This window comes from Selenomonas sp. FC4001, assembly GCF_000701565.1.
Taxonomy (GTDB): domain Bacteria; phylum Bacillota; class Negativicutes; order Selenomonadales; family Selenomonadaceae; genus Selenomonas_A; species Selenomonas_A ruminantium_B.
Window position 1 is genome coordinate 34168 of record NZ_KL370794.1, and the last position, 16817, is coordinate 50984.

General features: G+C 52.0%; 13 protein-coding genes and 2 tRNA genes. 12 read left to right on the plus strand and 3 right to left on the minus strand.

Annotated elements, in window-relative coordinates:
- Positions 1-29 precede the first annotated feature (29 nt).
- Together T320_RS13110 and T320_RS13115 are read left to right on the plus strand one after the other, a co-directional pair.
- The gene (locus tag T320_RS13110; protein ID WP_081824844.1) at positions 30-2249 is read left to right on the plus strand and encodes an SF1B family DNA helicase RecD2; all 2220 of its coding nucleotides are present in this window, start codon (positions 30-32) and stop codon (positions 2247-2249) included.
- On the plus strand, positions 2242-3183 hold the full coding sequence (locus T320_RS13115) for a DMT family transporter (protein ID WP_051598504.1): 942 nt from the start codon (positions 2242-2244) through the stop codon (positions 3181-3183). Before T320_RS13110 ends, T320_RS13115 begins: the two co-directional genes overlap by 8 nt.
- Before the next feature lie 31 nt (positions 3184-3214).
- Here T320_RS13115 and T320_RS13120 read toward each other — a convergent pair whose 3' ends face one another.
- Together T320_RS13120 and T320_RS13125 are read right to left on the minus strand one after the other, a co-directional pair.
- Positions 3215-3559: a cupin domain-containing protein gene (locus tag T320_RS13120; protein WP_026760058.1), complete on the minus strand. Its 345-nt coding sequence runs from the start codon at positions 3557-3559 to the stop codon at positions 3215-3217.
- 44 nt (positions 3560-3603) lie between these two features.
- Positions 3604-4863, minus strand: coding sequence for a glucosaminidase domain-containing protein (locus T320_RS13125; RefSeq protein WP_037356800.1), 1260 nt, complete (start codon positions 4861-4863; stop codon positions 3604-3606).
- Between the two features lie 254 nt (positions 4864-5117).
- Here T320_RS13125 and T320_RS13130 point away from each other — a divergent pair, with 254 nt between their 5' ends.
- The 6 genes from T320_RS13130 (at position 5118) to T320_RS13155 (ending at position 10386) form a co-directional block, all read left to right on the plus strand.
- The gene (locus T320_RS13130) at positions 5118-6893 is read left to right on the plus strand and encodes a methyl-accepting chemotaxis protein (protein WP_037356803.1); all 1776 of its coding nucleotides are present in this window, start codon (positions 5118-5120) and stop codon (positions 6891-6893) included.
- A 116-nt stretch (positions 6894-7009) separates the two neighbouring features.
- Positions 7010-7921 carry a serine O-acetyltransferase gene (locus T320_RS13135; protein WP_037356806.1) on the plus strand — a complete coding sequence of 304 codons (912 nt, stop codon included), beginning with the start codon at positions 7010-7012 and terminating at the stop codon, positions 7919-7921.
- Between the two features lie 158 nt (positions 7922-8079).
- Entirely contained in the window at positions 8080-8703 is a 624-nt protein-coding gene (gene dhaL, locus T320_RS13140) for a dihydroxyacetone kinase subunit DhaL (protein ID WP_026760061.1), read from the plus strand.
- Between the two features lie 35 nt (positions 8704-8738).
- A complete protein-coding gene (gltX, locus tag T320_RS13145; protein WP_026760062.1) occupies positions 8739-10193 on the plus strand; it encodes a glutamate--tRNA ligase in 1455 nt (484 codons plus the stop codon).
- Between the two features lie 40 nt (positions 10194-10233).
- Positions 10234-10308 (plus strand) — tRNA-Glu (locus T320_RS13150).
- A gap of 3 nt (positions 10309-10311) precedes the next feature.
- A tRNA-Glu gene (locus T320_RS13155) sits at positions 10312-10386 on the plus strand.
- Between the two features lie 686 nt (positions 10387-11072).
- On the opposite strand, the gene T320_RS13160 is transcribed toward T320_RS13155, so the two are convergent.
- Positions 11073-12026, minus strand: a complete 954-nt coding sequence (locus tag T320_RS13160) for an AEC family transporter (protein ID WP_037356813.1) — start codon at positions 12024-12026, stop codon at positions 11073-11075.
- 129 nt (positions 12027-12155) lie between these two features.
- Between T320_RS13160 and T320_RS13165 the strand changes: the two genes are divergently transcribed.
- From T320_RS13165 to T320_RS13180, 4 genes are all read left to right on the plus strand, one after another.
- On the plus strand, positions 12156-13100 hold the full coding sequence (locus T320_RS13165; protein ID WP_037356815.1) for a class I SAM-dependent methyltransferase: 945 nt from the start codon (positions 12156-12158) through the stop codon (positions 13098-13100).
- Complete coding sequence (locus tag T320_RS13170; RefSeq protein ID WP_037356817.1) at positions 13093-13785, plus strand: glycosyltransferase family protein; 693 nt, start codon at positions 13093-13095, stop codon at positions 13783-13785. The genes T320_RS13165 and T320_RS13170 overlap by 8 nt, the downstream gene beginning before the upstream one ends.
- 2 nt (positions 13786-13787) lie before the next feature.
- Complete coding sequence (fliB, locus tag T320_RS13175; RefSeq protein ID WP_037356819.1) at positions 13788-14879, plus strand: flagellin lysine-N-methylase; 1092 nt, start codon at positions 13788-13790, stop codon at positions 14877-14879.
- A 76-nt stretch (positions 14880-14955) separates the two neighbouring features.
- Positions 14956-16674 (plus strand): O-linked N-acetylglucosamine transferase, SPINDLY family protein, encoded by a 1719-nt coding sequence (locus T320_RS13180; protein WP_037356821.1) that lies wholly within the window; start codon positions 14956-14958, stop codon positions 16672-16674.
- Positions 16675-16817: the final 143 nt, after the last annotated feature.

Below are 16817 nucleotides of genomic sequence, written 5' to 3' on the forward strand. Positions count from 1 at the left end.
ATTGCTTTACAGAAGGAGGGAGTAAAGTTATGGCTAACAACAACGAACAGATGGCGCTGGGCTTTGCCCCGGGAACTGTACAGGAAGAACTCGAAGGTCTGGTGGACAGCATTATCTTTGCCAGCGAGGATGGCAAGTTTGCGGTGTTCCGTCTGCAGCCAACCGGACAGAACAGCCGGGTCAGCGTGACCGTCAGCAGTGAACCGCCCTTGGTGGGGCAGCAGGTCCATCTGACGGGGAGCTGGGTCACCCATCCCCGTTTCGGTCAGCAATTTAAGGCCGTAAGCATCCGTCTGGAAGCGCCTACCAGTGTGGAGGGCATTGAACGCTTCCTGGCTTCCGGTGTCATTGATGGCATTGGCCCTGCCATGGCCAAACGTCTGGTGGCTAAGTTCGGTGCGGACACCTTGGATGTGATTGAGCAGAAGCCCAAGTTGTTGGAAACGGTGGAGGGCATTGGCAAAAAGACCGCAGAAAAAATCGTAGCCTCCTATACTGCGCAATCGGAGCTGCGGGAAATCATGCTCTGGCTCGAAAGTCATAATGTTTCGGGTGCTCTTGCGGCGCGGATTTTCAAGAAGTACAGTTCCTTTGCCTTGGATGTATTGGAAAATCATCCCTATAAGCTGGCGCAGGAGGTGGAGGGCATTGGCTTTGCCACCGCGGATGCCATTGCCGCCAGCCTCGGCCTGGCAGGGGATGACGAAAACCGCGTGGCGGCCGGTATTGACTACGCCCTGCAGCAGATTTCCACCAATGGGCACTGCTGTATTCCCGAACAGCCCCTGATTGAACGTACTGCCAAACTCCTGCGGGTAGACCAATTGCGCGTGGGCGAGGTACTCAAAAAACAGCTCAAGCTCCAACGCTTAGCCGTGGAATCCGTCGGCGGAACGACGCTTATCTATTCGCCCTATCTCTATCGGGCCGAGAAAAAAGTTGCCCGCAAGCTCCTATATCTGCAGCGTTATGCCGATGTGCTCAACGTGGAAAATCCTGAGGGGCTGGTGGCGCACTGGGAGGAAATGACAGGGCTTGATTTGGCCAAGGCACAAAAAGAAGCCATGGTTGCGGCGCTGACGCATGGCATTCTGGTGCTCACGGGTGGCCCCGGTACAGGCAAGACCACCGTAGTGCGCGGCATGATTGATATGCTGGAAATGGCTGGCCTCGAAATCCTGTTGGGGGCGCCCACAGGACGCGCCGCTAAGCGTTTGGCGGAAGCCACGGGCCGCAAGACCATGACGGTGCACCGCATGCTCGAAGCACAGGGAGGACGGCAGGATGATGGCTCCTCCATGTTTGCCAAGGACGCAGACGAGCAGTTAGAGGCCGATGCCATCATCCTCGATGAGGTGTCCATGATGGATATCGTGCTTATGCAACATTTTTTGGACGCTGTGCCCGATGGCTGTCATGTAATTCTCGTGGGCGACGTGGACCAGCTGCCCGCCGTAGGTCCCGGCTCGGTGCTCAAGGACATTCTGCGCTCCGAGGCCATTCCTTCGGTACGCCTGACGGAAGTTTACCGTCAGGATGAAGAGAGCACCATCGTCCTCAATGCCCATGCCATTAATGCCGGCCGTCTGCCCATCTGCAAGCCGGCGGGAGATTTTCAGTTCTGGGAAATTGCTGACCCTGCTGAGGTGGCGAAAAATATCGTGCGCCTCTGCGTGGAAGTCCTGCCAAAGCAGGGATGGAATCCCCTGACGGATGTGCAGGTGCTCTCGCCTATGCACCGGCAGGAATGCGGCGTGGAAAATCTCAACAAGCTATTGCAGGCAGCGCTTAATCCGCCTGCCGCGTATAAGGCGGAGTACAAGAACAGCATCCGTACCTTCCGCCTGCATGACAAGGTCATGCAGACCAAGAACAACTACACGAAAATGGTCTTTAACGGAGATATCGGTTTTATCACCGCTGTGGAGGCCGACCACCTCACGGTAAAATTCAGCGAGGATTTAGAGGTGGATTACGAGAAGAATGAGCTGGTAGAACTGCAGCTGGCCTATGCCATGAGTGTGCATAAGAGTCAGGGCAGTGAGTATCCCGTCATTATCCTGCCCTTAACGGCTGGCCATTACATCATGCTGCAGAGAAATCTGCTCTATACTGCCGTAACCCGGGCCAGCAAGCAGGTGATTCTCCTGGGCACGAAGGCGGCTCTCAATACCGCCGTGGAGAATGACCGCACCCGCAAGCGTTATACTCTGCTTGCCGAACGGCTGGCTGGAGCGCTGAATGAATAAAGACAGCTCTAAGAAGAAAGCGGGAATAAGCTTGAAGGAACGGAATAAAGGACTCTTAATGGTGTGCCTGGGCGCTTCTATGTGGGGCGGCAGCGGCGTAGCCGGACAGTATCTGCTGCAGGATTGCGGCTTTTCTACGGAATGGCTGGTGGTGTCACGGATGCTGCTGGCCGGCGTGATTTTTTTGGCGGCAGATATCTGCCTTTATAAAGAAAACATTTTCTGCGTTTGGACAGACAGGAAAGATGCCAAGGAGATTCTGCTCTTTTCTATTTTGGGGATGCTGGCGGTGCAATATACTTATTTTGCCTGTATCAAAGAGGGAAATGCGGCGGCTGCGGCGGTGTTGCAGTACCTGATGCCCATCATCATCGTGGGATATACGGCCATTACTGTCCGCCGCTTTCCGCAGTATCTGGAAATTCTGTGCGCGGCCATGGCTGTGGGCGGGACGATTCTGCTGGTTACCCATGGCAGTCTGGACTCCCTGGCCATCAGTCCGTTGGCTCTGTTTTGGGGGCTGGCTTCGGCTGTGGCGGCGGCCTTTTATACCATGCAGCCCAAGCGGCTGATTCGCAAATGGCGTCCCACGCTGGTGGTGGGCTGGGGGATGCTCTTGGGAGGTCTAGCACTGTCGGGTATCTGTCCTCCTTGGCAGTTTTCCGGCAGCTGGAATGATATGGCTGCGCTTATCTATGCTTATATTATTGTATTTGGCACTGTGGTGGCCTTTGGCTGTTACTTAGGCAGTATAAAATACATTCAGCCAGCGGAAGCGGGAATGCTGGGCTCTCTGGAACCGCTGGCGGCCATAATCTTTTCCATGATGTTTCTGGGGGCCAGCTTTGGCTTGATGGATGTGCTCGGGACAGCGCTTATTCTGGGCACGGTGTTCCTGCTGGCTCGCCGAAAGGATGGAGAACAACAAAAATGAGGCCTCTTTCGAGGCCTCATTTTTGTTGTTATTATTTCTTGATAATCAAAGCCATAAACACCAAATCCTCGGTCTTGGAGGGGTTGGCGATGCCGTGTTTTTCGCCGTCGGGGCAGAAGGTGGTGCTACCTGCGCCGATGGTTACTTCTTTGCCATTGTCGTTGTAGAGGGCCGTGCCGGAGAGAATGTGGTAAGTCTCCGTGTTGCCGTGATGTTCATGCACGCCGATGGAGCAGAGGGGCGGGATGATAACCTTGGCGTACATATCGCACTTGCCGTCGAGTTCTTCCGGCGTCAAGAGTTTTACGATGGTGATGGTGCCATTGCCATCTGCCTTGTTGGTTGCCTGAATGGGATTCGGTTCAATAAAAGCCATGTTAAAGTCTCCTTTGATAGTTGTTTCTTTTCATTATACCTTTTTTATTTCAAACATGCCATGATAATAAACTGATTGGCCAGCACATTCATGTTGGCAGAGTTTATTTTACCGGCGGCGGCAAAGTCTTCCCAGGCTTTGTCGTATTTTTTTTGCCCGATATGGCAAAGGCCGATAAGATTCTGAGCGTCGGCAGAGCGTTCTTCGATTTTTAAGAGCTTCTGCAGGTCAGAGAGGGCGCCGTCATAGTCCTTGCTTTGGTAGCGGAGCAGGGCGCGGTTGTACCAGGCCCGATTATTGTTGGGCTGCAGGGTGAGCAGTTCATCATAGGCCTTGCGTGCAGCCTTTTTGTCGCCGAGCTTTTCGGCAGTGATGGCCAGATTGAAGAGAGCTTCATCGGATTGGGGCTTGAACTTATGGGCAGCGGCAAAATCGGCTTGGGCGTTCTTAAAATCATCCCGGTTGTAGTAGACAATACCACGGTAAATCAGGTTGGCAGCTTCATCCGGAGCCTTGCTGACTTTTTTCTGGGCGGCCTGTAAGGAGGCAGAGGAACCGTCAGGGACTTGGGCTTCGCGCCAGAGCATCAGGATTTCCTGACCGTAATTTTTTCCTGGAACAGCCCAGTTGCCGTTGAGTTTCGTCCAGGTCAGCACCTTGCCGTGAAGGTCGGGACGATTCTGTACCACATGCTGATAGCGAGGGTCAACCAGTGCCTGCACTGGCGGTTTGTACTTGGCGTAGGCCAGCAGGTGCTGGATATGGGCACGGACGCCAAGTTGGGGCGTGGCAAAGCTATGGCCGGGTTCATGGTTTCCTGTGGCACCTAAGCCGCAGAAATTATTTTGCTGGGGGGACACATCACCGCCATAGGCAAAAAAGCCGGTTTCCTTCAAAGCCTGACAAAGAGCCACATCAGGACGGACACCTTCGGCGCCGGCTTCCTGATAGTAGTAGTTTACGATTTCTTCCACGGAGCAGTTGAGCTTCGGTGTGGTATTGCGCTGTTTGATGAAGGCAATCATCTGCTCCTGGCTGGCTTCGGCAGTTCCCATAATGGTGATGGATTCGGGATTTTCGTCTACGGCCATCATGGGCTCATCAAAGGCCGGTGCACAGCGGAAATGCACGGAGGAAATAGCCCGTTTATTGATTTCGCCGGGCATTTTGTCGGGGAAGGAAGGACGCCCCGCGATGGTGCGCTGAGACACAGGCGTATCCTTTACCGCTGCGGCACAGCCGGTAATCGGCAGCAGCAGGCAGCCCATGGTTAGAACAGGAACGAACGCGCGAACAAAACGCATGATGAAAACCTCCTCAATTCAGTTAAGTCTAGCTATAGTATACCACAGGATTTTACCGAGAGGCAGGGATAAATCTGAAAGATGGCGGTTATAATTGACGGACAGCAAAATGTACATGCAGGATGTGGAGAATTTGTATCGGCAAATTATGTTGAAACGAGAATAATTTTTGCAGGAATGGATAAGAATGTGTCGAATATTCACACTAGAAATAGCGGATAAAATGATTGTGAGGAGGATTTGGAGGGATAGAAATGTCACTAAAGGGACGCATGGTGATTATGGTAATTGGCATCGCAGTATTGACTACGATTTGCGTAAGTGCGGCATTTATCATGAATCTCAAAGCTGAATCGGAGCGTCAGGTTGCTTCGGTGCGGCAGACGATGACGGCAGATGTGGAGCGGGAACTGAAAATCGAAACGGAGACCGCCATCTCCATTATCAAGCAGGTCTATGACCGTCAGCAAAAGGGTGAGCTCACCGAAGAACAGGCCCAAAAGCAGGCCGCAGATTTGGTGCGCAACCTGCGCTATGATGATGGCAAAGGCTACTTCTGGGTGGACACATTTGATGGGGTCAATGTGGTGCTTCTGGGCCGTGATACGGAAGGAAAATCCCGTATCAATTTGACTGACCCGTCCGGCAAGCAGTTCATCAAGGAAATGATTGAAAATGGCCGCAAGCAAGGCGGCGGCTATACGGATTTGATGTTCGCTAAACCAAATGAGACTACGCCGCTGCCCAAGCGGAATTACACCACAACCTTTGAGCCTTATAAATGGGTGCTGGGCACGGGCGTCTGGATTGACTATATCGACAGCCGCATTGCTGAAGAACAGGCAGCTGCTGACGAGGCATTCAAAGCCACGCTGATTAACACGGTCATCGTCAATATCGTTCTGCTGGCTATCTTCTCCGGTTTGGGGATGCTGGCAGCAAAATCAATTGTGGGTCCCCTGCATATTGTCACCGACCGTCTGGGCGTTATGGCGACGGGTGACTTGCGGGAAGATAATTCACTGGAAGAGGTTTTCCATCGTACCGATGAAATCGGTGAGATGAGCCGAGCCTTGCACAAGGTGCAGACGGAGGTCAGCACCATGATGCGGCAGATTATCGAGTCGAGCCAGCAGGTAGCAGCTTCCTGCCAGCAGCTCACCAACAGTTCCGAGCAGTCCGCTGAAGTCAGCGGCTCCGTGGCAGACAGTATCGTCAACGTGGCCGGTGCTTGCAGCGAGCAGTTCACGGAAGTGGAAAATGCCAGCACCAATATCGAAAGTCTCTCCCAGAGCATGGAGCGGTTCAAGGTAACCATTGAACATGCCGGTCAGGTGGTCGCTGATGCCAAGGGCCAGGCTGACAGCGGGGAAAAGGCAGTAACCGGTGCCGTGAAGCAGATGGAACTCATTGAGCAGTCCGTCAGCCAGTCCGCGCAGGTTATTGAAGAACTGGGCCGCGAATCCGATAAGATTGGCGCCATTGTAGATGCCATCTCGGAAATTGCTGAACAGACGAACCTCTTGGCACTGAATGCGGCGATTGAAGCTGCCCGTGCCGGTGAACATGGCCGGGGCTTCGCGGTAGTAGCCGATGAAGTAAGAAAGCTGGCCGAACAGTCCAGTTCCTCGGCAGGAGAAATCTCCAGCCTGATTGGTTCCATTCAGGATAAAGCCCGCAATGCCGTATCCGTTATGCAGGATGGCGTATCGCAGGTGCAGAATGGTGTGGGTGCCGTTAATGGAGCAGGCAGCAGCTTCAAGGATATTGCCGTCATGGTTGAGCAGGTAGTGGATGAAACCAACGAAATGGAACGCACGGTGGCAAGCCTGGCCAACAATACCAGCACCATTGCGGAAGCCATCAACAAGATTAGTGAAATGAGCCGCAATGTGGCATCCGAAGCAGAAACCGTATCGGCAGCTACTGAGGAGCAGACAGCTACCATGAATGAGATTGCCAGTGCCAGCCGCCGCCTTACGGAAATGGCGGAAGGCATGGAAACTTCTGTAGAGCGCTTCAAGATTTAACTGTCTTGACAGGAAAAAATTGCAATGCTAACATAATAGCAAGATAACAGTGATGGTTTCGGCAGAATTTATTCTGCCGAAACCATCTTCGTGTATTACGTTAGAAGGAGAACTCTATGCAGGACATAATTGGTCAGGATATCAAGAGCATTACGCAGGACATATTAGCCGATTACGATAAAAAACGTCATATCGACAAACTGGATGTATTCAATCAGCCGGATACCAAGGTCATCTATGAATTGATTGGGGAGCTCACGCGAGTGGCCTATCCCGGTTATGTCAAAGACCCGCATTACCGCATCTATGATATCCGTAACAATTTGTCGATGGTGATTGAGGATATCGCCTTTCGTCTCAACAAGCAGATTGCCATTGCCCTGCGTTATGGCATGAAGCTCGACGAGGAGACACTGGATGCAACCCGGACGGAAGCACAGCGTATTACGCTGGCTTTTCTGCGGCAGATTCCCCAGATTCGCGAATTTTTGGCTACGGATGTGGAGGCGCTCTTTGATGGTGACCCGGCGGCGGAAAGTGCCGATGAAATCATTTTTGCTTATCCCGGCCTCTATGCGGTGACGGTGTTCCGCTTTGCCCATGAGCTCTACAAACTCAACGTGCCAGTGATTCCCCGCATTATGACGGAACTGGCGCACAGCAAGACGGGCATTGACATCAATCCGGGCGCAACCATTGGTAAGTATTTTATGATTGACCATGGCACGGGCATCGTTATCGGCGAGACCACGGAAATCGGCGAGCATGTGAAAATTTATCAGGGCGTTACCTTGGGGGCCCTTTCGACCTCGGGGGGGCGGAAACTCTTCAACAAGAAGCGCCATCCGACCATTGAGGACAATGTGACCATTTACTCCGGGGCATCTATCTTAGGCGGCGATACGGTGATTGGCAAAGGCTCGGTCATCGGCGGCAATGTGTTCCTGACCCATTCGGTTCCGCCGGAAACGAAAGTCAGCGTCAAGAATCAGGAATTGCGCTACAATATGGGAAGCTGTGATTTATAACGTGTTTTTCCTTCATTCCTATATTTCTGTCAATTCACACTTGCGCTTTGAACTGTGCGTGTTATAATGGATAGGTATGTTTTTCCCCATAGACTCATTGTTTCCCCATCAATGAGTTTTTTCGTTTTTTACTTTACTGCAAAGCAAGGAGTTTTGAAATGTCGAGAATTAAAGACGCTTTTGATGCCGTAGCTGCGGCCATCATTGCCCAGAAGGATTATCTGTCGGATATTGATGCCAAGGCCGGTGACGGTGACCATGGCTTCAATATGGCCCGCGGTTTTCGGGCTGCCCAGGAAAAAGTGGACGAGATGGACGATACCAGCCTGCCAGGCCCGGTGCTGATTAAAATCGGCAAGGCGCTGATTCAGAATGTAGGCGGCGCTGCAGGCCCGCTTTATGGTGCAGCTTTCGTCAAGGCTGGTGAGGCATGTGATGAAGAAACCCGCATGAACATCAAGAGCTTTGAAAAACTTTTGGCAGCTGCCATTGAAGCGATTCAGTCCCGTGGCCGTGCCGAACAGGGCGACAAGACCATCTTGGATGCTCTGATTCCCATTCATGACTGCTTCCTGCCGGAAAATGTGGAAGACAAGAATCTCTTTGAGGTTCTGCAGGAAGCCTCCAAAGCCGCTGGTGACGGCGTAAATTACACCAAGGAAATCCCCGCGAAAAAAGGCCGCGCCAGCCTCGTAGGCGAGCGCAGCATCGGCGTGGAAGACCCCGGTGCTGTCAGCACGATGCTGATGTACCGTGCCTTGTATCAGTTCTTGAAACGCTAAGCGTTTTTATTGTAAGTTTTTAGGAGGAAATTTCATTGAGTCAGAAGGTTCGTACCCGTTTTGCTCCGAGCCCTACGGGTTATATGCATATTGGTAATCTGCGCACGGCGCTTTACGGTTATCTCTACGCCAAAGCACAGAAGGGTGATTTTATCCTGCGTATTGAGGATACCGACCGTACGCGTTATGTGGCCGATGCGGTGGATTTCATCAACCGCACGCTCGAAATGGCGCATATTGTGCCGGATGAAGGCCCCGATATCGGCGGTGACTGCGGCCCCTATGTGCAGAGTGAGCGCATGGACATCTACAAGAAGTACGCCGAAGAACTGGTAAAGACCGGTCATGCTTATTACTGTTTCTGCGACCCGGACGAAGACCATTCTGCCGGTGAGTTCGGCGGCTATGACCGCACCTGCCGCGATTTGAATGCTGCAGTAATCGAAGAACATCTGAAAAATGGCGACCCGTATGTCATCCGTCAGAAGATGCCGCTCGATGGTTCGACCACGTTCTTTGATGTGCTCCATGGCAATATCACCATTCCGAACTCCGAATTGGAAGACCAGGTGCTCTTAAAGCGTGATGGCATGCCGACTTATAACTTTGCCAACGTAATCGATGACCATCTGATGGGTATCAGCCATATCATGCGCGGTGCTGAGTTCATCACGTCCACGCCGAAGTACATCCTGCTCTATGAAGCATATGGCTGGGAAGTGCCGACCTTCATTCATCTGGCACCGGTTATGGGTAAGAATGAAGACGGTTCTGTATCCAAGCTGTCCAAGCGTCATGGAGCAACGAGTTTTGACGATTTGGTGAAGCTGGGCTATCTGCCGGAAGCCATCACGAACTATGTGGCACTTCTGGGCTGGAACCCCAAGACCACTAATCAGGAAATCTTCTCCATGGAAGAACTCATTGCGCACTTTGAACTGGATGGTCTGTCCAAGTCCCCGGCTGTGTTCGACTATGATAAGCTGGGCTGGATTAATGGCGAATACTTCAAGGCCATGAGCGACGAAGAATTTGCTAAGCGCGCCCATGACTTTGTGGAGGACCTGCCGGATTATCTCGAAAAGAACTGGCAGATGGTGGCCGCACTCCTGAAGACTCGCGTACAGCGCTTCAGCGATGTCAAAGACGAAATTGACTTCCTCGTGGAGATGCCGGCGTTTGATGCTGACCTCTACAACAACAAGCGCAACAAGGTAAATCCGGAAAAGGCCGCTGAACTCATGCCGAAACTCGTGGAACTCTTGGAAGGTGTAAGCGAAGCAGACTGGCACAACGACAGCCTTTACGCTAAACTCGAAGAATACATTGCTGCCCAGGAACTCAAGAAGGGCCTCGTGATGTGGGTACTGCGTATCGGTGTAGCCGGTAAGTCTGTAACGCCGGGCGGCGCTACGGAAATCCTGTCCGTGCTGGGCAAGGAAAATTCTCTGGCGCGTCTGCAAAAAAGCCTTGCCAACCTTACGGCGTAGTGCTATAATAATTTGAGTCAGCAACAATAGCGTTGCTTTTGGCGCCTTCGTCAAGCGGTTAAGACACTGGCCTCTCACGCCAGGTTCACGGGTTCGAATCCCGTAGGCGTCACCAATCGGCACCTTCGTCAAGCGGTTAAGACACCGGCCTCTCACGCCGGGTTCACGGGTTCGAATCCCGTAGGTGTCACCATATAAAAATACAGGAGCTATGAATTTTCATAGCTCCTTTTTTGTGTAAATGGCAGTTTGTTGGGGCGTTCGTGGTAAAGGTATCTTGTTCATACGTAGTTTGAGGCCGGACGGGGGAGTAATTTTTCTGTTTTCCGCTAAACGACCCCTTCGTAAAGTACAGCTGTCCAGTTATTCGCGCCGGGCAGGCCAACGGCGCTGCTTTCAGCGTATTTGCTTAGCTGGGGAATACATGGGGCCGGCCTTCACTTCGTTCAGGCAGTCGCTCCCTACAGAAAAATCACTCCCCCGTCCGACCCAAGCTACGGCCAATACAATTGTCACGAACTCGTTGCTCCCGTTACAAGAACATCGATGTGCTTGTTACTTGTTTCCACGAAAATTACGTTTTATAGGGACGTCGCTTAGGGCGGAGGTGGTGATGCTTTTCGCCGTGGAACGACTGTCCGAACGCAGTGAGGACTGGCCCACAAACGGCACAGTCTAAACATTGAGCTGAACATACGCGCCGCCGGTCTTGCCCGGCGCAGGTAACTAAAAAGTCCATACATTTGCTTGTGGGTCATTTAGTGCAACGGCGAAAAGTATTACCACCTCTGCCAAAACTAAGCTGTAACAAAAATATTTCAGCACGCACTAACATACTGCAACTTATATGTGTGGATGTTCCTTTTCAATAGTAGTTGCTTAGTGCAAACAGAGGAACAGCAGTGGGAAGATTAGCAGGAGGTAAGCGGCTGTGGTGATGACGAAGGAAGAAACGGTTATATCGTAATTGAGTTTGTAGATTTTGGCGGCCAGCACCGCGTTGATGGCGGTGGGACAGAAGGTCAGAATGATGAGGGTTCCCCGCAGGATGGGGTCGCTTACTACAAGATAGGTCAAGATGATAAAGAGGGCCGGGGTGATGACGAAGCGCAGCAATGTCAGGGTGCGTACTGTTCGGGCATATTCCCGGACTTTGCCGAAATCGATTAAGAACCCCACTGGCAGCATGGCAATCCAGGCGCCGATATGGACGAGGCTTTGGAAGATGGTGCCCAGTTCCTGGGGGCGTTCCACGCCGTTGGCATTGAGCAGCAGGCCGGTGGCCATACCCAAAAGGCTTAACTGGTTGATGGAAAAGAACATTTCCCGGAAGCTGTGGCCGGGGCTGGACTTGCGGACTGAGGAAGTATGCTTCAGATAATAGTACTGAGCCATGGGAAATACCACGACGCAGAGCAGAAAATTCTGGGTGGTGCCGATGAGTTGGGAATAGGCGTAGCCCTGCTCGTTGTAGAGGATAAAGGCACAGACCCCGCCCAGGGTGCCAAGATTGGCGAGCATGGCGCTGGCAATAAAGGCGCCTCTGTCCAACAGATTTTCAATGCGCCGGGCAAAGAGGACATAGCCGATAGCTCCTGGCAGCAGTACCAGCATCATGCCAAACAGGGGCACGAGCAGCAGGTTCCAAGACAGGGGGAGTACCCAGAAACTCAGCAAGGAGAGTGTGGTGTACACGCAGATAACGTTGAAGCGGATGACTTTGTTGATGGTATTATCGGAAATCCAATGGCGATGGTGCATAAAATACCCCACCACCAAGGGCATGATTAAATCCGTTACAACATAGAGAATTCGCAGGGAAGCGCCGTCCAAAAAATCACTCCTTAAATTTATAGCTGAAAATTATAAAGTTATCCTATCACCTTTTGTGCGGACTGTAAATGGCATGGGGGCAGGAAAATATGTTATAATTATAGAATGTAAATTGGGGAGGTGGATGATGTGTCGGAAAAAATCAAGCCGGAATTGTTGCAATTCTTACAACCGGGCGAATTATCCTTGAAGATTCTGGTGGTGGAAAGCCTCTGTTATCTGCCGGATTTACGCCGGATGTTTCCCTGCGCTAAGCTCTATGCGGTGACCGCTGATACGGATGCCATGCTGGACTATCAGGGTCTTTCCGTGGAATTTACGGAGGTTAATTATCTGGACGCACCACTGCCTTACCCTAAGGAATTTTTTGATTACATCATTTCGGATTTGACTTTGGAACAGGCCGGACATCCCCAGGACATTGCGGCAGGATTTTCCCGCTTTCTCAAGGAGACGGGGAGTTTTCTCACCAGTTTCCGCAATATCCGTCATTGGTCGCAGCTTACGGATTTGCTCGCAGGCCACTACTACAATGTGGTGGCGCGGCTCTTTGCCCGGCAGGAATTTGAGCGCTTGCTCTACGCTTCCTATTATAAGATGGTCTTTATGGAACCGCAGAAGCGTCCCGCGGATGAAAAGACCTTGCAGAAGCTTTTGGCAGCGGGCTTTGACAACGAAGGGGACGATATCAATACGGAATTCTATCTGGTGCGGGCAGACAGGTCCATGCCGGAAATGGCGCTCTTGAAGTCCATGTACAGTAAAGCGGAACGGCGGCAGCTGTCAACATATCTGCATCGTATTGAATACGGCGTGGAGCCGGAGCAAAACTGCCGGGAGTTTTGGCAGTTCTATCGTAAGACTGGTTTGTTTGCCGATTATACGGCGGCGTTTATCAAGCAGGCGGTATTCCATCCGAAAAAATTTTATCGTGAACTGCTGGCACATTCGCCAGCGGAGCGGTATGAAATTGGCCAGATGCTTCAAGGGGCAAGGAACAACGTGACCAGTGAGGAAGAAGCTGCTTATTTGCAGGAACTTTGGCAGGAATGGCAGGGGATGCAGAATGAATAATCAAGTGGATGAACAGAAGATTGCCTTTATCACCTGTGTCAACAGTGAGGACTGGTACAGTGAGTGCCGTCTTTATTTGGAGAGCCTGCAGATACCTGAGGGCATGACGGCAGAGTTTATTCCAGTCCGAGGAGCAGATTCCATGTGCGCGGGGTATAATGCGGGGATGGCCCGCACGGATGCCAAATACAAGGTCTATCTTCATCAGGATACGCTGGTGGTCAATAAACATCTCGTGGCGGATTTACTGCATATTTTTGCGGATAAAACGGTTGGGGCTGTGGGCGTTATCGGCTGCCGCAGTCTGCCGCTTAGCGGGGTATGGTGGGATGGCCTGCGCACCTATGGCCGGGTGCTCCATGCTTGTGAACCGGAAAGTGTGGTGGATTCCCACTGCCGGGAGCCGGAAGGGGCGTATCAGGAAGTGGAAGCCGTGGACGGCCTATTTATTGCGACCCAGTATGATGTAAAATGGCGGGAGGATATCTTCACCGGCTGGCATCTTTACGATACATCTCTGTGCAAGGAGATGCAGCGGGCTGGTTACAAAGTGGTGGTGCCTAATCAGGAGGCGGATTTCTGGTGCATCCACTGCCCCAAGGAGAAGCCTCTGGCCTATGAGTACAAGGGCTACCAAAAAGCATTTATCCGGGAGTACGGCAAAGAACTCAACCCCGAGGTGTGAGCATGATGAACGCGGCAGAATATACTTGTATTGAACCTGGTTATGTAGAAAAATTTTTTTGTGATGGCAGCAAGTGCGGTGGCTCTATTTGCTGTTATGGCTGGCAGCAGCTTTTGGATGAGGCGGCTTTGGCCCGCTATCGTTCCGTCAAAGGAACGGAAGGAGAGCGGATAAGAGCAGGGCTGGTCTATCTGGAAGAAGCCGATGGCTATGGCCTCCGCCATGAGGATAATCACTGCGTCTTTCTGCGGGATGACGGCCTTTGTGGTTTGCAGAAAAAATACGGGGCGGAGATGCTGACGGATGTCTGCGCAGAATATCCTCGCAAGACGCGCCTATTTCCTAACAACATTGTTGAGCGGGCACTTTGCGTGACCTGCCCTGTGGCGGCAGATTTGATTTTGCAGAATGAGGAACCTGTATCGCTTATACAGCGGCAGATAAAGTCCACCCGCGGCAACTACTTTCAGCCCGCAGGTGATACAGAGGTTTTGGAGCAGCTGCGCTTTTTTGATTGGCAGGCACGGGGAATTGAAATCCTGCTGAGCCGTAATCTTTCCCTGCCGCAGCGTTTGCACAAGCTGTTGATGGAGCTGGCTGCGGCTGATGCAAGTTTGCCTTGGGGACAGGATACGGATGGTGTTATCTGGGAATCATGGGCACCGGCACAGCAGGCGCGTTTTTTCCGTTTTTTTGTGGCAGGGATTGAGGACCATACGGAGGAGACGGCAGCATATCTGGCTGGAATTGCAGCGTGGGAACAGGCTGGTTTTATGACAGCAGCGGAAGCCCAAAAACTTTTGGCGGAAAAAGTCTGGCAGCCCTATGGCCTGATGCTGGAAAATTATCTGGTCAATGAGTGGTTCAAGGAGCTTTACCCCTGTGCTGTTTTGGGAACCTTTGCTTATAACGGCCTTTATTTTGTGGTACAATGGGAAATGTGGCAGTTTTTGCTCGTGCTTGTTTTGCGGGATGGACAAGCTGATATCCGCAGGACGATAAAGGAGACCGCCTGCTGGCTGGCCTCCCGGCTCAATCATTACACAGAGGCCCGCAATGTGCTGATGGAGCTTTTGCGGTCAAATAAAGGATAAGCGGGCAGTGACGTAGAATAAGTAGAAGCGACGGTTTTTAGGGATTTTCGATAAATTTTTGGGAGTTAGTCTGTTTATGGAGCATGAAACGTTAAATTGGCTGAATCTGGCCGATAAGTTTGCGAGTGATGGTGACCCGAAGGGCATGCGGGCCTGCGCACGGGAACTTTGGAATATTGATGCGGAGAGCATGGACGGGGCAGCGGTAATGGCTGAAGCGGCCCTTTATACCGGCGACCACGAGGAAGCCCATGCGCTCTTGGATGAAATCCTGCGCAAGAAGCCCCAGCATCTGCGGGGGCGTTTGGTGGCAGCAGGTCTTGCTGCCGTGGAATTCCGTCTCGACGAGGAAATTCCGGAACTGAATAAACTGGTCAATGAACTGGAACGGAAACTCTGGGCGCTGACTCCTGATGAACCCTATTACAAAATCGTCATTTACCTTTTACAAAAAGCCCGAGCCTGGCTAGCGGATGCTTATTATTTGGCTGCTGAGCCGGATAAAGCGGCGGCCTTGATGCTGGCCCATAGCAAAAATGGGGCTTCTGATGAAGAGAAGGCCTCATCTTACAGCAAGTTCCTCTTCATGCGCAATTATCGGGAACTGGGCGCATTGGAGGGCAAGGAACTGGCAGAAAAATACGGCCCCATGCTGAATGTCACGCCCTATCTTCATGATAATGCGCAGAAACTTCCCGGCAAGAAACTCCGTATCGGTTATCTTTCGCCGGATTTCCGTCAGCATGCGGTGGCTAATTTTGTAGCGCCGCTGCTCAAGAATTTCGATGGCAGTCGGTTCAGTGTCTATGCTTATTCCACGGGACAACGGGATGAGGTAACGAAGCGGCTGATGGCTTCGCCGGTGACCTGGCGGGATTTGCGCGGACGCAGCCCCAGGACGGCGGCGCGGCTCATTGCCGAAGACCAGATTGATATTCTGGTGGATTTATCCGGTCACAGCAACAACAACTGCCTGCCCATTATGGCCTTGCGCCCTGCACCGGTGCAGGTGGCAGGTATCGGCTATATGAATACCACGGGGCTTTCCACCATTGATTACTTCCTGTCGGATGAGGTCTGTCTGCCTGCCGGTGAACAGGCAGCTCAGGGCTTTACGGAAAAAATCCTGCGCCTGCCGCATTCCCATCTTTGCTATGTGCCGGGTGCGGTGCGGGAGATTCCGCCAGCGGGCACAGAAGCGCCCTGCCTCAAAAATGGTTTCGTGACCTTTGGTTCGTTTAATAATTTAGCGAAGGTCACGGATGAAACCTTACTCTTATGGCGGGGAATTCTGGACCAGGTGCATAGCTCCAAGCTGGTGCTGAAGGGCAAGATTTGCAGCATTGATTCCGGCCGGGCTATCCTGCGGGACAGATTGAAGCGGTTGAGTTTTGATTTGGCCCGGGTGGAAATGCGGCCTTACAGCCCTGACTATATGGAACAGTACCGGGATATTGATATCGCTCTGGATACCATGCCCTACAATGGTGGACTGACCACCTGCGAAGCTCTGTTCATGGGCGTGCCGGTCGTGAGCATCCGCGGGCGCCGCCATGGTTCTCGTTTTGGCGCATCCATTCTGGTGAATGCCGGGGTCAAAGAGCTCGTGGTAGAAAATGACATCAATTATGTGCGCCGAGCCGTGCAGCTGGGCAACAGTCCGGAACTTATCGGTGCATATCACTCGGGACTCAGGGCAAATCTCTTGAAATCTCCGCTGATGGATGTCAAAAATTATATGCGCGAGCTTGAAAGTGGATATTGTGCGATATGGCAAAATTTTTGCACAATATAAAAAACACTTGCATTTTTGAACTAAACAATATATAATAATAGGCATGGACGTTCTTTTTCTCGGCGTAATCTACGGAAAAACTAGGGGACTCAGGGATACAGGGACATCTAAATATTATTTCTTTTTAGGTAAGGGGATTATCG